Source organism: Chloroflexota bacterium (genome assembly GCA_035652535.1).
Lineage (GTDB): Bacteria > Chloroflexota > UBA6077 > UBA6077 > SHYK01 > DASRDP01.
The window spans coordinates 49,829-64,070 of sequence record DASRDP010000009.1; the positions used below are offsets into that span (position 1 = coordinate 49,829).

General features: G+C 65.0%; 14 protein-coding genes. 4 read left to right on the plus strand and 10 right to left on the minus strand.

What is annotated here, in order from left to right; all coding sequences use genetic code 11:
* Positions 1-4 precede the first annotated feature (4 nt).
* Together VFC51_01385 and VFC51_01390 are read right to left on the minus strand one after the other, a co-directional pair.
* A complete protein-coding gene (locus tag VFC51_01385) occupies positions 5-2,320 on the minus strand; it encodes a S8 family peptidase (protein ID HZT05657.1) in 2,316 nt (771 codons plus the stop codon).
* A 49-nt stretch (positions 2,321-2,369) separates the two neighbouring features.
* Entirely contained in the window at positions 2,370-2,552 is a 183-nt protein-coding gene (locus VFC51_01390; protein HZT05658.1) for a Trm112 family protein, read from the minus strand.
* A gap of 222 nt (positions 2,553-2,774) precedes the next feature.
* Between VFC51_01390 and VFC51_01395 the strand changes: the two genes are divergently transcribed.
* The 3 genes from VFC51_01395 (at position 2,775) to VFC51_01405 (ending at position 5,327) form a co-directional block, all read left to right on the plus strand.
* Positions 2,775-3,404 (plus strand): sigma-70 family RNA polymerase sigma factor, encoded by a 630-nt coding sequence (locus VFC51_01395; GenBank protein ID HZT05659.1) that lies wholly within the window; start codon positions 2,775-2,777, stop codon positions 3,402-3,404.
* A 49-nt stretch (positions 3,405-3,453) separates the two neighbouring features.
* Positions 3,454-4,482, plus strand: a complete 1,029-nt coding sequence (locus tag VFC51_01400) for a DUF5667 domain-containing protein (protein HZT05660.1) — start codon at positions 3,454-3,456, stop codon at positions 4,480-4,482.
* Positions 4,483-4,604: 122 nt separating this feature from the next.
* On the plus strand, positions 4,605-5,327 hold the full coding sequence (locus VFC51_01405; GenBank protein ID HZT05661.1) for a hypothetical protein: 723 nt from the start codon (positions 4,605-4,607) through the stop codon (positions 5,325-5,327).
* A gap of 47 nt (positions 5,328-5,374) precedes the next feature.
* On the opposite strand, the gene VFC51_01410 is transcribed toward VFC51_01405, so the two are convergent.
* The 7 genes from VFC51_01410 to larB all read right to left on the minus strand — a co-directional run bounded on the left by VFC51_01410 (position 5,375) and on the right by larB (position 12,754).
* Positions 5,375-5,746: a hypothetical protein gene (locus VFC51_01410; GenBank protein ID HZT05662.1), complete on the minus strand. Its 372-nt coding sequence runs from the start codon at positions 5,744-5,746 to the stop codon at positions 5,375-5,377.
* A gap of 93 nt (positions 5,747-5,839) precedes the next feature.
* Positions 5,840-7,462: a methionine--tRNA ligase gene (metG, locus tag VFC51_01415; protein ID HZT05663.1), complete on the minus strand. Its 1,623-nt coding sequence runs from the start codon at positions 7,460-7,462 to the stop codon at positions 5,840-5,842.
* A gap of 82 nt (positions 7,463-7,544) precedes the next feature.
* Positions 7,545-8,312 (minus strand): dolichyl-phosphate beta-glucosyltransferase, encoded by a 768-nt coding sequence (locus tag VFC51_01420; GenBank protein HZT05664.1) that lies wholly within the window; start codon positions 8,310-8,312, stop codon positions 7,545-7,547.
* Positions 8,309-9,280, minus strand: a complete 972-nt coding sequence (locus tag VFC51_01425; GenBank protein HZT05665.1) for a glycosyltransferase family 2 protein — start codon at positions 9,278-9,280, stop codon at positions 8,309-8,311. Before VFC51_01425 ends, VFC51_01420 begins: the two co-directional genes overlap by 4 nt.
* Complete coding sequence (gene larC / locus VFC51_01430) at positions 9,277-10,461, minus strand: nickel pincer cofactor biosynthesis protein LarC (GenBank protein ID HZT05666.1); 1,185 nt, start codon at positions 10,459-10,461, stop codon at positions 9,277-9,279. Before larC ends, VFC51_01425 begins: the two co-directional genes overlap by 4 nt.
* Positions 10,462-10,559: 98 nt before the next feature.
* Positions 10,560-11,921: a folylpolyglutamate synthase/dihydrofolate synthase family protein gene (locus VFC51_01435; GenBank protein ID HZT05667.1), complete on the minus strand. Its 1,362-nt coding sequence runs from the start codon at positions 11,919-11,921 to the stop codon at positions 10,560-10,562.
* A gap of 56 nt (positions 11,922-11,977) precedes the next feature.
* Positions 11,978-12,754 (minus strand): nickel pincer cofactor biosynthesis protein LarB, encoded by a 777-nt coding sequence (gene larB / locus VFC51_01440; protein ID HZT05668.1) that lies wholly within the window; start codon positions 12,752-12,754, stop codon positions 11,978-11,980.
* 207 nt (positions 12,755-12,961) lie between these two features.
* On the opposite strand from larB, the gene VFC51_01445 reads away from it, so the two are divergent.
* Entirely contained in the window at positions 12,962-13,807 is an 846-nt protein-coding gene (locus VFC51_01445; protein ID HZT05669.1) for a HAMP domain-containing sensor histidine kinase, read from the plus strand.
* On the opposite strand, the gene VFC51_01450 is transcribed toward VFC51_01445, so the two are convergent.
* On the minus strand, positions 13,804-14,242 hold a 439-nt coding region (locus VFC51_01450), incomplete at its 5' end, for a GNAT family N-acetyltransferase (protein HZT05670.1). The two genes, VFC51_01445 and VFC51_01450, sit on opposite strands and share 4 nt — an antisense overlap.

Genomic DNA, 14,242 nt, shown 5'->3' on the forward strand with positions numbered 1-14,242 from the left:
TGGCCTATTTCACGGAGTTGACGATGCCCACGATGGGCACCGAGTCGCTCGAGGTGGCTATCGCGCTCCCGACGAAAAACGGGGGGACCGCGTCGATGTCGGGGAGGAAAAATGTGCGGGCAGCCCCGGCGTCTAGCTCTTCTTGAAGCGCCGCCACCAGTGTGCCGTCTTGTTGATAGAGGCTCAAATCGACCGTCGTGGGTCGCGATCCAATGTTCTGGATCCGAACGCCAGAGTTCCAGCCGGCAAATCCACGATAGAGCAAGGGAAGCGCAATGGTCTGGCTGCCGTCCACGGGCAACTGGTACGCCATCCCCTCATCTCCGGTCGGATTCACTGTCGCGGCAACGCCCTGCAGTTGTCCGCCTCCTATGGCCCGGAACGTCCCGGAACCGGCGAAGGGTGATGGGAGCTGCGCGTCTGTGGGTTCGCTGATGGGAGCGGCCGCATTCGAATCGAGCGGGCGTTGCGCCACCCAGCGTTCGCCGGGGCTCGCCGCGCTGTTGTAGGACACGGCAAGGGTCGTCGGAACGGAGCTCGCGTTCTGGACACGCACGTCGGTCACCCAGCTTGCACCGTTACGAAATATGAGCGGCGCATACGCGACGGGGCCCGGACTTCCGAACACGCTGTAGCTCGCGTTGGCGCCGCTGGCGGACACCGCGTTGACCACCACCGCCAGGAGTTGGTCGTCGAGGCTATCGACGTAGGCGGCGCCGACCCAGCCGTCCGGCAGCCGATCCTCGGCTGGTTGGAATAGGGTCGCCGACCCGAAGGCGGGAATCGATACCATCGCGTCGGCCGTTGGCGCGCTGGAGTCGGTTGACGTATAGACGACGTGGACTCGGGTCGGAACGCCCCCAATGTTCTGCACGCGGAGGCCGGTGCTCCACCCGTCGGAGGATCGGGCAAGGTAGGGCACCCAGACGCCTCGCGCCCCACCGCTGACTCCTTCGTACGTCAGGCGATCGCGCCCGGCCTGGTCCTGGTTCACCAATCCATCGATCGGACCATCAGCGTAGATGGCTGCCGACCCATTGAAACCGCTCGGCAGTCCGGCGAGCTGAGCTGGCTGGTACGTGGCGGAGCCGTTCGCGCCGATAGAAGAAGGGAAGGAGAGAACGAGCTTGCCGTCCATGTCGAACAGCTCGATGGTCAGGTTGACGGACTTGCCGCTGGTGTTCTGGACGGTGAAGGACGTACTCCAGCCGTTGACGTCCTTCTCGACAAGCGGAAAGTACAGGGAGTTCGTCGATGTACTCGCGGCCGTGTAGGCGCCAGCGCCGCTCGGTACGAAGTTCCACGGGCTGGCAAAAAGTACCGCGCGCGCAGCGTTGATTCGGCCAGCGCCCGTCTCCGCGTCCCGACCGGGTGGACCGACATCGTCGGCGGAGCTTTCGAGGATCGATCGGATGTCGCTGGGCGTGAGATTCGGGTTGATTGCGAGAAGAAGCGCAGCGACGCCGGATACGTGCGCTGCCGCCTGGGCCGTACTGCTCGCCACGGCGTAGCCATCCTGGCCGTCGGGCGACTTAAACGTGCTCGCGATCTGCTCGCCTGGCGCGGAAACGCTGATGTAGGACCCCGTGTCCGACGTGGACAGGCGCTGATCATCACGGCCGGTGGCGCCGACGGCGATCACGTGGGGGAACGCCGCCGGATAGGTGACCGCGTCTGCTCCGTCATTTGCCACCGGCGCGATCACCGTGACGCCCTGCGAGTGCGCGTAGTCGATCGCCGCCTCGAGATCGGGCGAGGGGTCAGGCCCCGTCAGTCCGAGGTTGATGATGTTGGCGCCATGGTCGACGGCCCAGGTGACACCGCGCGCGGCGATGGACGGATCCCCGCGCGCGTTCGCATCCAGCACCTTCACCGGCATAATGCGCGCTTGCCAGGCAATGCCCGCGATGCCCGCGTGATTGTTGGTGTCGGCCGCGGCGATTCCCGCGACGTGCGTCCCGTTACCGTGATCGTCGTCGGGCTGGCTCGCGTCGTTCAGGAAGTTGTGGCCCGGCACCAGCTTGCGCACGAGATCGGGATGGGTGAGCGACACGCCCGTGTCAAGAATGGCAATGACGACGGTGGAGGAACCGGTGGTCAGATCCCAGGCCTCTGGGGCGTGGATCTGGCGCAGGTTCCATTGATATTGGTCGTACAGGTCGTCATTTGGGACGATAGCCGCGTGGACCTCGCCCGCGAGGGCGCGCATCTCCCCCCGCTGTGCAGCCAGCGGCGCAATCGCCAGGGCGATGACGAGCAGGACCCCGCGGCGATACGGCTTGCGCGCGCGCCTCAGAGCATGAGTCGCGCAGCAGCCCACCCTGCTCCGCGTCGGATCCGTGTGCTGCTGGCAGTGGCGGCGTCGCAGACTAGCCGCCAACGGGTGGCCGGGGCTGGCCTTGCTCTGCCTCGTCGATGAGCATTACCGGAATGCCATCGCGGATGGGGTACCGTCGGCCGCAGGTGTCACAAACGAGGTACGAATCTTCCAGGCGAACGGGTGTTTTGCAGGCCGGACACGCGAGAATTTCGAGGAGCTCTGGATCGATCATTCTTCCCCCGGGCAAAAATCGGGTATTTTGCCCTCTGCGCGCCCTGCGCGTATCATAGGCACGCTAGAAGCCCTGAATCAAGGGCGTGCCGCTCACTCTGACGGTACCGCCACTCGATCTACGACCGGTATCGCCCCCCAAGCCGCGACACATTGGTGTCACACCAATCCTCCCCATCCGTTTACATCATGGGGAGCAGCGGAAAGGAACCCAACCGGCTCCATGACGCAGGCTGATCCCCAGGAAATCGCGCAGCGCGCAGCACAGCGGGACCCCGATGCGTTTGCCCAGCTGTACGACGAGCATGCGGACGTCGTGTATCGGTCCATCTTCTATAAGGTGGGCGACGGGTCGATCGCGGAGGATCTAACCGCGGAAGTCTTTTCAAAAGCGTGGGAGCGGATCGACCGGTTTCAGTGGAGAAATGTCCCAGTCCAGCACTGGCTCCTGCGGATCGCGCGGAACGTTGTTATCGACTTCTGGCGCTCGCGGCGGCGAGTGGCAAGCCCGATTGATGAGCTTGGGGAAGCGACAAGCGAGGACCTTCTCCCCGACGAGCGAATCGCCTTTGATTTTGAGGTTGAAACACTCGGGCGTGCTCTGAGGAAGCTACCGGATGATCAGCGGGACGTATTGATTCTTCGATTTATCGAGGGGTATTCGCACAAGGAGACGGCCGAGGTTCTGAAAAAGAGCGTAGTGGCCGTGCGTCAGATCCAGGTTCGCGCTCTACGGGCGTTACAGAATCTTTTAGCGGAAGGCGGAACGACCAGAAGTGCCGTGGCGGGCCCGAGACCTATTCGAGCGATTGCGGGGCGGGACAGGACTGCGACCGAAGAGGCAGCGCCCTGACCTGATTACCGACGACGAGTCGGCCGACCTCCTGCTGCTGACCCGTCGCATGCGCCGCCTTCGCGCCGTGCGTGCCCCATTCCGGCTCCGGTCACGCGTTCTCTCGCAGATCTATAGTGGGCGGTCCACCGGCGGGATCGTCTATCTCGCGGCTATTCGTCCCCGTCGACATCACTGGGTCACCCTCGCCAGCCGGTCGATCGCCGCGGCGCTCATCGCCGTCCTGGCCGGATACAGCACGCTCGCGGTATCAGCCGCGTCGCTGCCGGATAGTCCGCTGTATTCCCTCAAGCTCTTTGTGGAAGAGGTCCGCGTGGCGACGGCGGACGCTGAAGCCCGACCGCAGATCTACGTGGAACAAGCAGGGCTGCGCGTCCAGGAGTCCAAACGGCTCATCGATGGAGGGAACTTCTCCGAAGCCGAGCGGACAGTCGTGGACGCGCAGATCAAGTTAGAGTCCGCGCGGGCGGCGGCGCGCCAAACGTCCCATCCCGAGGCCGTATCTCGTGCGATCGCCAGCGTGCAGGCCGAGGCGAATCGGGTCGCGGCTCTGAGCGCCCCAACGAATAACTCCCTGCCGGCTGGACCTGCTCAGGATCCGAGCTCGCGCTCGATCATCGCGGCCCCGGACAACGTCGACAGCGTCGCCGCGCCTGATACGGACGCGCGCATCCAGGACTCGGTGTCGAGCGGGAGCAAAAATTCCCTGCTGGCGCCGCGGCCGGCGAGCGGGTTCACACGGATTGGCGGGGCGAACCTCCCCGCGAGCGAGGCCGGCGTGGACGCGCTTTCCGGAGCGTCTTCGAGTGCTCCATCCGGTACGTTCGTTCCCATTGATCCGTCGTCGACGTCGACCCCGTCGGCCGCAAGCGCGACAGCGACACCGCGCTCGCCGGCGGCGCAGTCGACCGGTACTGCCTCCGGTGTGGCGTCGCCAACGCCCACCCGCGCTGGCTCGCCGGCGTCGGTCGATCCGTCGCCAGTTCCTGGGCCTCAGCACGGCGGCGGAAGCTCCGGCGCCTCCGGCGGATCCGTTGGTGCGCCTGGTGGTCCGTTCACGCAGATTCCATCCCGCTAGGGTCTCGACCGTGGCGCTCGCCACGCGTCGTCGATACGAATTTCGCTACTCGGACAGCGGGTGGACGCCCCTGGTGTCTGCCGGTTAACCTTTAGCGCGCCGATCAACCCCCCGGAGGAAGCGTGCCCTTTTCCCTCCCGTTTCGCCGCGATCAACGCAGAGAAGAGCTGGAACGCGCCCGCCAGAGGATCACCCAGCTTCGGTTGGAGATCGAACGCCTCGCGTCGGCACCGCCGGCAACCTCGCTCGAGGGCGACGGAACAGACCCGTATCGATCCGTCCAACGATTGCGGGAATCCATGGTGCACGATGAGCTCATCAGCCGGCGAGAAGAGCTCGAAGATCTCGTCGCTCGTGAAGCCGAGCTACGAAGAGTCCTCCGTCTCCCACCGGAATCGCCCGTCCCAGCCGGCCCCCGGCCCGTTGGTGCCGCGCAGGAACCGGAGCGCCTGTCCGCAGCCGCGGCTCCGACAGCGGCCGAGCCTGCCACCGCCGTTCGTGCCGCCCCTCGCGTGCCGCCCGCGGTGCAGGCCCCCGCCCCGCATACACCAAAGGCCGGGGTCGTACGAGTCGCGCGCCCATCGCAGCCAGCTCGGGCCGCCGAGCCCGAGAAACCGCCGCGCGCGCCAATCCGCGTGGGGTTCATCCTTGGGCACCTCGTGCGCGTGGTTCTGGCCCTCATCGCCATCGCGGTAGTTGCAGGGCTCGCGCTCGTCCTGAGCGGCATAATGGAGATCGACCCCAGCCGTTATCCCGGTCCGCTGGCCGACCTGGCGCGGCTCATTCCTGCCAAGCTCGTCCAGCTCGTGCGCGAGACGCTGCGGGTCGGCCCCATATCCCGTTAACGCTCGCTGCCGAACCGATGGGGCGGATGCGCGCGGAGGAGGCAGCTTCAAATCAGGCCGCGAAATGTGGGCTTGAAGAAGCTGTGCAAGAAATTGTGTCGATGGGCCCAGCGGTGAGCGAGCTTGAGGACATCCACCGGCAGCAATAGATCGCCCCGGGCAGCGATTTTCAGCGCCTGATAGCCTTTGCCAGCGTCCACCGGCGCGTCGTCAGCAAAGCCTATCGAGCAGCCATGGGACTCCACCTGCTCCTGAAGCGTCTCGAAGCCCTTGAGCCGCTTGTTGGGGGTCAGATAAATCCAGAAGCTATTGCTTCCGATCAGCTCGTGGAAATGGTCGTCCGCATTGGGGCCGCCAACCCTGGGGTTTGACCCCCTCCGTCGAGCGGCTCGGTTGGGTCCCGGGCGCTGCATGTTCATGGCGTCGATTATGCCATCCTTGGTGCCCCTGCCCGCCGTCGGCTGCCGAACGACCGCAGTGATTCCTCGCGACGTCTGATTCGAGGCGGGCGCTCAATCGACGTCGAGCTTTGTGAAGAGCGGGGTGGGGACCGGAAGTGGCGTGCCCGGAGCGAGGCGCTCGATCTTCCAGCCGCGTGTCGCCAGCTCGTCCTGATAGCCAAGGAGATGGTGGAGCCGTTCGGACGAGAAGGGCAGAAACGGCGCCATGAGCACCTTGATCGAATTGATGAGCGTCAGGAGCCCGTACACCGTCGCGGCGCAGGCGGCCCGGTCCTCGCGGATTTGCCGCCAGGGCTCGCGGCGGTCCAGCTCTTTGTTCCCGAACTGCGCGAGCGCCATCACCTCGCGGAGCGACTCTTTGAAGCGACACGCGGCGAGCAAGCTCCGCACACGGTCGAACGTCTCGGCGGCGCGGGCTTCGACGGCCTCACTCACGGACGGATCGGCCGCGGGAACGCGCCGGTCGAAGTTTCGACTCGTGAATGTGAGCGTTCGATGCACCAGGTTCCCCCACGTGGCGACCAGCTCCTCGTTATTGCGTCGGATGAACTCCTCCCACGTGAAGTCCGCGTCGCGGCCCTCCGGCATGTTGGCCGCGAGCATGTACCGAAGGGGGTCAGGATCGTACCGCTGCAGGAACTCTGGCACCCAGATCGCCCAGTTGCGGCTCGTCGAAACCTTCGCGTTCTCCAGCGTGAGATATTCGTTAGCGGGCACGTCGTAGGGGAGGTTGAGGCCCCCGTGGCCGAGCAGTTCGGCGGGCCAAATGATCGTATGGAAGAAGACGTTATCTTTTCCGATGAAGTAATAGGTGTGGTTCTCACCAGTCCACCACTGCTTCCAAAGATCCGGTTTCCCCTGTGCCTTCGCCCACTCGATGCTCGATGACAGGTACCCGATGCACGCCTCGAACCACACGTAGATCCGCTTGTCGTCGAACCCCGGCACCGGGATGGTGACGCCCCAGTCGATGTCTCGGGTGATGGGTCGCGGAAGGAGTCCGCCTTCGAGGAATGAGCGCGTCGCGTTGAGCACGGTTGGTCGCCAATGTGACTGCCCGGCCACCCACTCCTTGAGCTGTTCTTCAAAGTGCGGAAGCTGAAGGAAGAAGTGCTGCGTCTCCCGGATCTCGGGCTCGTTGCCGCAGGAGCGACAGCGAGGACGGATGAGGTCGATCCCGTTCAGTGGACGCCCGCAATTGTCGCACTGGTCCCCGCGGGCGCCGTCATACCCGCAATGTGGACACGTCCCCTCGACGTATCGATCCGGAAGGTATCGGCGGTCGTAGACGCAGTACAGAGCCTGCATGGTATCGAGCGTGATATGTCCGTCATTCAGCATGCGCAGAAAGAGATCGTGAACGACCTGTTCGTGGTTCTGCGTTCCGGTCCGCGTGAAGATGTCGAAGCTAATGCCGAGCTGCTTCCACGATTCCAGGAATTCCGCGTGATAGTGATCTGTGATTTCCCGAGGCGTGCGACCTTCCTGGTCGGCGCGGACCGTGATCGGCGTGCCATGCTCATCGGATCCGGAGACCATCAAAACGTCGTTGCCGATCAAGCGGTGAAACCGCGCAAAAATATCGGCTGGAAGATACGCTCCGGCGATCTGACCGACGTGCAGTGAGCCGTTTGCATACGGCCATGCGACGCAAACGAGGACTTTATCGGCCACATGTCCTCCTGAAGATCGCTGAGAGGAGACAGGAACGCTCGAAAGCGATGCCGGGAATACGCTTCAGATGGCCAGTCAGGGGCTATGCGTATCGACCGGTTGTCTGGTTCCAGCGGATGATGAACAGTTCGCGCAGCATCGCAATTGTATCATGGAGTGGTCGCACCCGACTCGATGCATCATACCGCCAGGTGACCGGAACCTCGCGAAGCGTGTATCCCCGACGCCGCGCGAGGAACAACACCTCGACGTCGAAGGCCCAGCCGTTGATCACTTGGCGGCTGAACAGATCCTCCGCAGCGGTCCTGGTGAACGCTTTGAAGCCGCACTGCGTGTCGCGAATCTCTGGCACGGCGACCAGCCGGACCAGCAGGTTGAATCCGCGGCCCATCAGGTGTCGGCGCCACGGTTCACCGATCCGTCTCGCGCCGACGATCTCCCGCGAGGCGATCGCGATATCCGCGCCATCCCCGACCGCAGCGTAGAGCGACGAAATCTCACCGACGGGCATCGAGAAGTCCACGTCGCAAAAGACGATCGTGCGCCCTCTGGCCGCGCGTACCCCGGCGCGCACGGCGCTTCCCTTTCCGCGAATGGGCAGGTGAACCGCCCGGAATCGCGCGTCCGCCTTCGCCGCGAGGTCAGCGATCTCCGGCGTTCGGTCCGTGCTGGCGTTTTCGACGATCAGGACCTCAGCCTCCAGCTTCTGGACATCGAGAAAGTCCGTGAGCTTGCGTACGGCGTCCGGGAGTCGGTTCTCTTCGTTGAGGGCAGGAACAACGATGCTGAGATCGAGCAGCTCCGTGTCGTCGAGGCAGACGGAGCCGTCCCTGATTCGATCGGAGATCATTGGGTCAACAATCCAGACAGCTGCTCTGAGGTAACGCGTCGTGGACGCTGCACGCTGCCCCGCTGTCCCACGAGACGCGGGACCGTGGCCAACCCGTGAAGCTGGCCACGGAGCCGGGCTCGGGCGGCCGGCTCGCGGGCGTGGCGCAGGGCCCGAATGGCCAGCGCAAGCTGCGTTCGGAGAAACTTCGCCCAGTGCCTGCGCCACCATTCCTCTGGCGCGTCGCGCGCCAGCAGCCAAACGAAGTTTCGCCCGCACAGGTACGAGGCGACATCGCTCGGAGTGCTCGCCCCCAACCGATGGCGGACGAGCGCTCGGGGCGCGTACACGCATCGATAGCCCCGCAATTGCGCGCGAAATGCCAGGTCCACATCCTCGCAGTACATGCCGAACTGCTCGTCAAACGGTCCGATCTCCTCGATCATGGTTCGTCGATAGCCTGCCGCGCCGCCGCATGCGCCGAACACGAACTGCTCGTCGTCGTACTGCCCACGGTCGACTTCCCACACACCGCGGCTGTCGGGAACGCCGGCTCGGAGGAAGACGTCACCGGCTGAATGGATTCGACAGTCCGGTCCGTCTAGGAGGATCTTCGAAGCAGCCGATCCGGCATCCGGGTGGCGCGACAGCGCTGCGACCAGCTCCTCGACCCACCGGGGGTCCGCGCGCGCGTCGCTATTCAGGAGTGCAAAGATGTCGCCCAACGCGGCGCGCATCCCGACGTTGACGGCATGGGCGAATCCGCGGTTCTCCCCCAGCGCGATGAGTCTGAAGTCGGGAAACCCCCGGGCGATGAGGTCGACGGAATCGTCAGTGGACCCGTCGTCCACGACGATGCGGTCGACGTTTCCGTACGTCTGCGCGCGAATCGACTCGAGACAGTCGCCAATGATCGCGCTCCCGTTCCAGTTCGGGACGATCACCGACACCCTGGGCGATTCACAATGCCGATCGGGCGCGTCTGTCACGGCGCGCGCTCCGGGGGGATCCCCGCGGCGTACACAGCGGCGTACACCTCCCCGATCGGGACATTGTGCTCTCGGGCGATCCGGGCGCACTCCTCGTACTCTGGGCACAAGACATCGCGCCCGTCGATCGTTTTGATCTTCACCTGCATCGATCCAAACCGGGTCGACACCCGCTCCGTCCGTCGCTGGGCGATCACCCGCCGCATCGTGCGGAGGCGGACGCCGAGCGACGTCGTTTCGCGCAGCACGATCCCCGCCAGCGAGTCCGCCGCATCATTCGTACACAAGACCGAGAGAAGCATCCCGGGCCGATTTTTCTTCATCTGAATCGGTGTGAAAAACACGTCCAGCGCGCCCGCGGATTGAAGCCGCTCCATCGCAAACGCCGCCTGTTCCGGCGTGCAGTCATCCAGGTTGGTTTCGATTAGCGTCACGTCGTCGTGTCCGAGGGAAGATTCGAGCTGGGCGCCAACCCACACACGGAGGACGTTGGGCCACGGCAGCGCGCGTGTGCCGAGGCCGGTGCCGACCGCGTCGACCCGCATCTCCGGCTGCTGGAACTCACCCAGCGTCGTCAGAATTGCCGCGCCGGTCGGGGTCACAAGCTCCGCCTCGGTGTCCACGGGCCGCGTAGGTGCGTGAGCCTCCGCGATCAGGGCGAGTGTAGCAGGAGCGGGTAGCGGGAGCACGCCGTGTGACGACTTGACGCGCCCGTGTCCAAGCGGCAGGCTCGAAACGAAAATCGCGGAGACACCGAGTCGCTCGAGCAGGATGAGCGAGCCGACGACGTCCACGATTGCGTCGACGGCGCCGACCTCATGGAAACGAACTTTTTCGATCTCCGAACCGTGGATGGAGGCTTCCACGGCCGCGAGCCGACGGAAGATCACCATCGCCTTCGTCCGTACTGCGTTGGACAGTGTGCTCCGCAGCAGAATATTTTCGATGTCCGCGAGCGAACGGTGAGGCGGATCCGGTTCGTCCACGTGAACGCGTACCAGCGTGCCGGTGAGACCGGCGCTGGTCGTCCGTTGGACCTCAGCGCGGAATCGTCCGATCGGAAGCGTGTCGAGCCCCGCGTGGAGGTCGGCAGGGTCAGCCCCGGCGTCGATGAGCGCCCCGAGGACCATGTTGCCACTGGCGCCGCTGAAACAATCGAAAAATGCTACGCGTCGTGGCACGGCCGTGTCCGATCGGCTCGAAGTCATGCCGAAAATCCTTCCGCGATTGTTGGGGCCCATGGAGACCCGAGAGGAAATTCGGGTCCGGCCCGTGTCGACTACGTCGCGGCCGTATTGTCAGCGCATCCGCCCGATTCGCGCCAGAGCCACTCCAGCACATCTCCCGCGAGAAATAACGATCCAGCGACGAGCACCGCGCCGCTGGGGGGGAGCCCCGCCCATGCAGACTGCAGGGCCGCTTCCGCGTTTGGCTCAACGGTCGCGGGCAGTCCGAGACCGTCGGCGATGACCGCAAGTCTGCTGGGTTCGTACGAGCGTGGGTGTCGGGCGCGCGTAGCCACGACGCGGGACACGACCGGCGCGAGCTCGGCGAGGGTGGCAACAGCGTCCTTATCCACTGACATCCCGACGACCAGGGTGACGGCACGGGATGGGAGGCATTCGACCACCGTTTCCGCCAGCGCCCGAGCGGAGGCGGGATTGTGGGCTCCGTCGACGATGGTGAGCGGGTCGAGCACGACGGTCTGAAACCGTCCCGGCCAGCTCACTTGCCCGAGCCCGGACCGAATGTCGTCGTCCGTGATGCGCCAGCCGCTTTGTCGGAGCCACAGCGCCCCCATCACCGCCGTTGCCAGATTGTCGCGCTGACAGCGTCCCGAAAGCGGGGGACTCAGCCGCTCTACTGACCCGAGGCGTCCGCGAACTGTAAGGTTTGCAGGGACCTCCCGCGACGTTTCCCAGAAGAATTCTGATCCAAGCTCGTACAGGCGCGAGTCGCGCTCGCGCGCGCATGCCCGGATCACAACGGCCGCCTCCTCAACTTGATGGGACGATATGACTGGCACGCCCCGCCGCATAACGCCGGCTTTCTCGCGGGCGATCGCCGGGATGGTCGTGCCGAGCGTTTCGCTGTGATCGATTCCGATGGGACCGATCAACGAAAGGGTCGGTTCCAACGCATTGGTTGCGTCACGGGCGCCCCCAACGCCGACCTCCACGACGGCGATCTCTACGTGTTCTCTCGAAAAGTGGGAGAGGGCCAGCGCTGTCCCCGCGTCGAACGTCGTGAGAGGTCCCAGGAGATCAACGTTGCGTTCAATCCTGCTCATGGCGGGCCGAAGCGAATCGAAGGCCTCGACGAGGCCGTGCTGCGTGATGAACTGGCCGTTCGCCCAGATGCGCTCACGATGGGAATAGAGATGGGGCTGGGTGTAGCGCCCGACTCGGATCCCCGCGGCGTGCAGCACCGACGACAGAACGGCGGCCATCGATCCCTTCCCTTTGGTGCCGGCGACCAAGATCGTCTGAAACCGCGCCTGCGGATTGCCGGCCGCGTCTAGCAGGGCGCGCATCCGATCGAGCTTTCGCTCACGGCCTAGCCGGGCCGCCCGTTCGGTTCGGGGGACCTCGGAATACGTATAGAGGCGGGCGAGTACGTGGCGGTAGTCGTCGCTTCCCACGCTATCTGGGAGCGGCAACTGCCAGGGGATGACGGTTCGTGGAACGGTGCGGCCGATCAAACGTGAGCCGAGAGACTTATCTCGCCCGCCTCGCTGCGTGCAAGTGCCACGGCGTTCGCGATTCGGGCGGCGCACGCCCCCGCCCCGATCCCGTTGTTGACGTTGACGACAGTAAGACCCGGAACACACGTCTGCAACATCGACATGAGCGCGGCGAGCCCTCGGCCACCGATTCCGTATCCGGTCGCGGTCGGCAACCCGATAACCGGAACGTCGACGAGGCCGGCTATCACGGAAGGAAGCGCCCCATCCATGCCAGCCGCCACGATAATGGCGTTGACGCGCTCTTCGAGGAGTCGATGCAGCGGAGAGACGAGCCGGTGGAGCCCGGCGACGCCGACGTCGTAGATCATGTCGGTCGTGCAGCCCATCTCCTCAGCGACGATCTTCGCTTCCTCGGCATAGGGAGCGTCCGAGGAGCCGGCGGTGATGATCCCGACGCGGCCGCCCGTCCGGTGTGGCCGCGAGTCGGGTCGACGCACGACCAGCATGCGCGCCCGGGGATACTCGTCGACGCGGTAGTCGACGAAGTACTCGCGAATCTCGCGGGCCATCCGCGACCCGACCCGGCTGAGGATGGCACGACTGTTCTGATCCAGGAACGTCTGCACGATCGCCAGGACCGTGGCCACTTCCTTGCCGGACGCCTGGATAATCTCTGGCACGCCCGTCCGCTGCTCCCGCTTGAGGTCGAGGTGCACCGGATGCGCACTCGCTGGGTGGCTGGTCGTCCCTTCGAGGGCTTCTCGCAGCTCCTGCATGGGGTCTCGCAACGCGCCCTCCTGTACCGGCAGTACCTCGATTATACGGACGCTCCCATCCATCCACGCGCGTGTGCGTCGCTCGCCGCGCGGGGACAATCCGGGCTGAAGGTCATCGTGCGTCGATTCGCCCCATTTTCGGGCACGTTATGACAAGATGACTGTCGCAACTGGTATGGTCTATTGGAAAGAATGAGCGCCGTCCCCAGGGATCAAGAGGTGAGCGAAGATCCGCAGAGAAAAGTAGACGCAGCCGTCATCGCGCTCCGGCGCCGTGAGGCCGAGCTGGAGGAGAAGGTCAAGGAGCTGGCCGAAGCAAAGCGTCAGCTGGAGGACGAGCAGCGCCATCGGGACGAGTTCATCTCGATGGTGACGCACGAGCTGAGCCAGCCGATCACGACCCTCAGTGTCGCCGCCCAGCTGTTACGGCGAGCTGCTGTGCCCCGTGAGAGCCGGGAGCGAGCCATCGAGACAATCTATGCGCAGGCCCGGCGGCTCGGGCGCCTGGTGCAGGACCTCGGCGACGCCGTGAGGCTGTCCGCTGGCACCTTTGAGGTCTTTCCATCGCGCGTCGACCTTGCCAAGCTCGTCCGTGACCAGGTCGAGCAAGAGCGGCTCCAAGCGCCTCGTCGCCGGTTCGACGTCGAAGGCGCGAGCGAGCCCGTCTGGGTCGAAGGCGACAGCGACCGCATCGCGCAGGTGCTGTCCAACCTCCTGACGAACGCAGTCAAGTATGCGCCGGAAGGGGCGATCCACGTGCGCCTCGCGCGCGCCGGCGAGGAGGTCTCCATCGTGGTGGCGGACGAGGGGCCCGGCATTCCACCGGACCGAATTGACCTGGTGTTCGAGCCCCACGTGCGACTCGGCGGTCGCGCAGGTGCAGATCAACCGCGTGGGTCTGGCCTTGGCCTGTACATCGCGCGGGGGATCGTGGAAGCACATGGGGGTCGAATATCCGCGGGCAACGGACCGACGGGCGGCGCTATCTTCACCGTCGTATTGCCGGTGAAGGCCGCCGTAAGAGCGCCGGGCGCGGAGTCTCTCGTTCAGCGGCGGGCCGGTTAAGGAGAGGGCGCCCTCGCTGGTCCGGCCTCGAAGAACCAGGCGACGCCTTCTTCGGAATCCCCGGACCACCGTTCTTCGATACACTGGCCCCTGGTGTACTCCTGCACGACGCGGCGCCAGAAGAGCTGAGCGTCTGTGTTCCATCCGGCGATCGGGATCCACCATGCGCCGGCAAATAGGTTGAACAGAGCGAAGGCGGCCTCCCGTCCGATCCCGCGCCGACGCAGCCGCGGCAGGATGAAAAACTCCGCGATGACGTGCCCCGTCAAGCCCGGATCGAGCTGCGCGCGGTCGAGGACCAGGGCGAAGCCGGCGAGCTGATCGTCGGCGCGCGTGAGGAAGGCGTATCGGCCTGACAGGCGCCAGTACGCTTCGAGTCCGTCATAGTGAAACAGCCCGTCTGAATCCACGTCGCGCTCGAGGCGCGCCGAGTGC

Excerpts from the sequence above, each read along its gene's own strand:
- VFC51_01390 (HZT05658.1), bottom strand. The coding sequence starts at position 2,552 with ATGATCGATCCAGAGCTCCTCGAAATTCTCGCGTGTCCGGCCTGCAAA.
- VFC51_01395 (HZT05659.1), top strand. The coding sequence starts at position 2,775 with ATGACGCAGGCTGATCCCCAGGAAATCGCGCAGCGCGCAGCACAGCGG.
- VFC51_01420 (HZT05664.1), bottom strand. The coding sequence starts at position 8,312 with ATGATCTCCGATCGAATCAGGGACGGCTCCGTCTGCCTCGACGACACG.
- VFC51_01400 (HZT05660.1), top strand. The coding sequence starts at position 3,454 with ATGCGCCGCCTTCGCGCCGTGCGTGCCCCATTCCGGCTCCGGTCACGC.
- VFC51_01410 (HZT05662.1), bottom strand. The coding sequence starts at position 5,746 with ATGAACATGCAGCGCCCGGGACCCAACCGAGCCGCTCGACGGAGGGGG.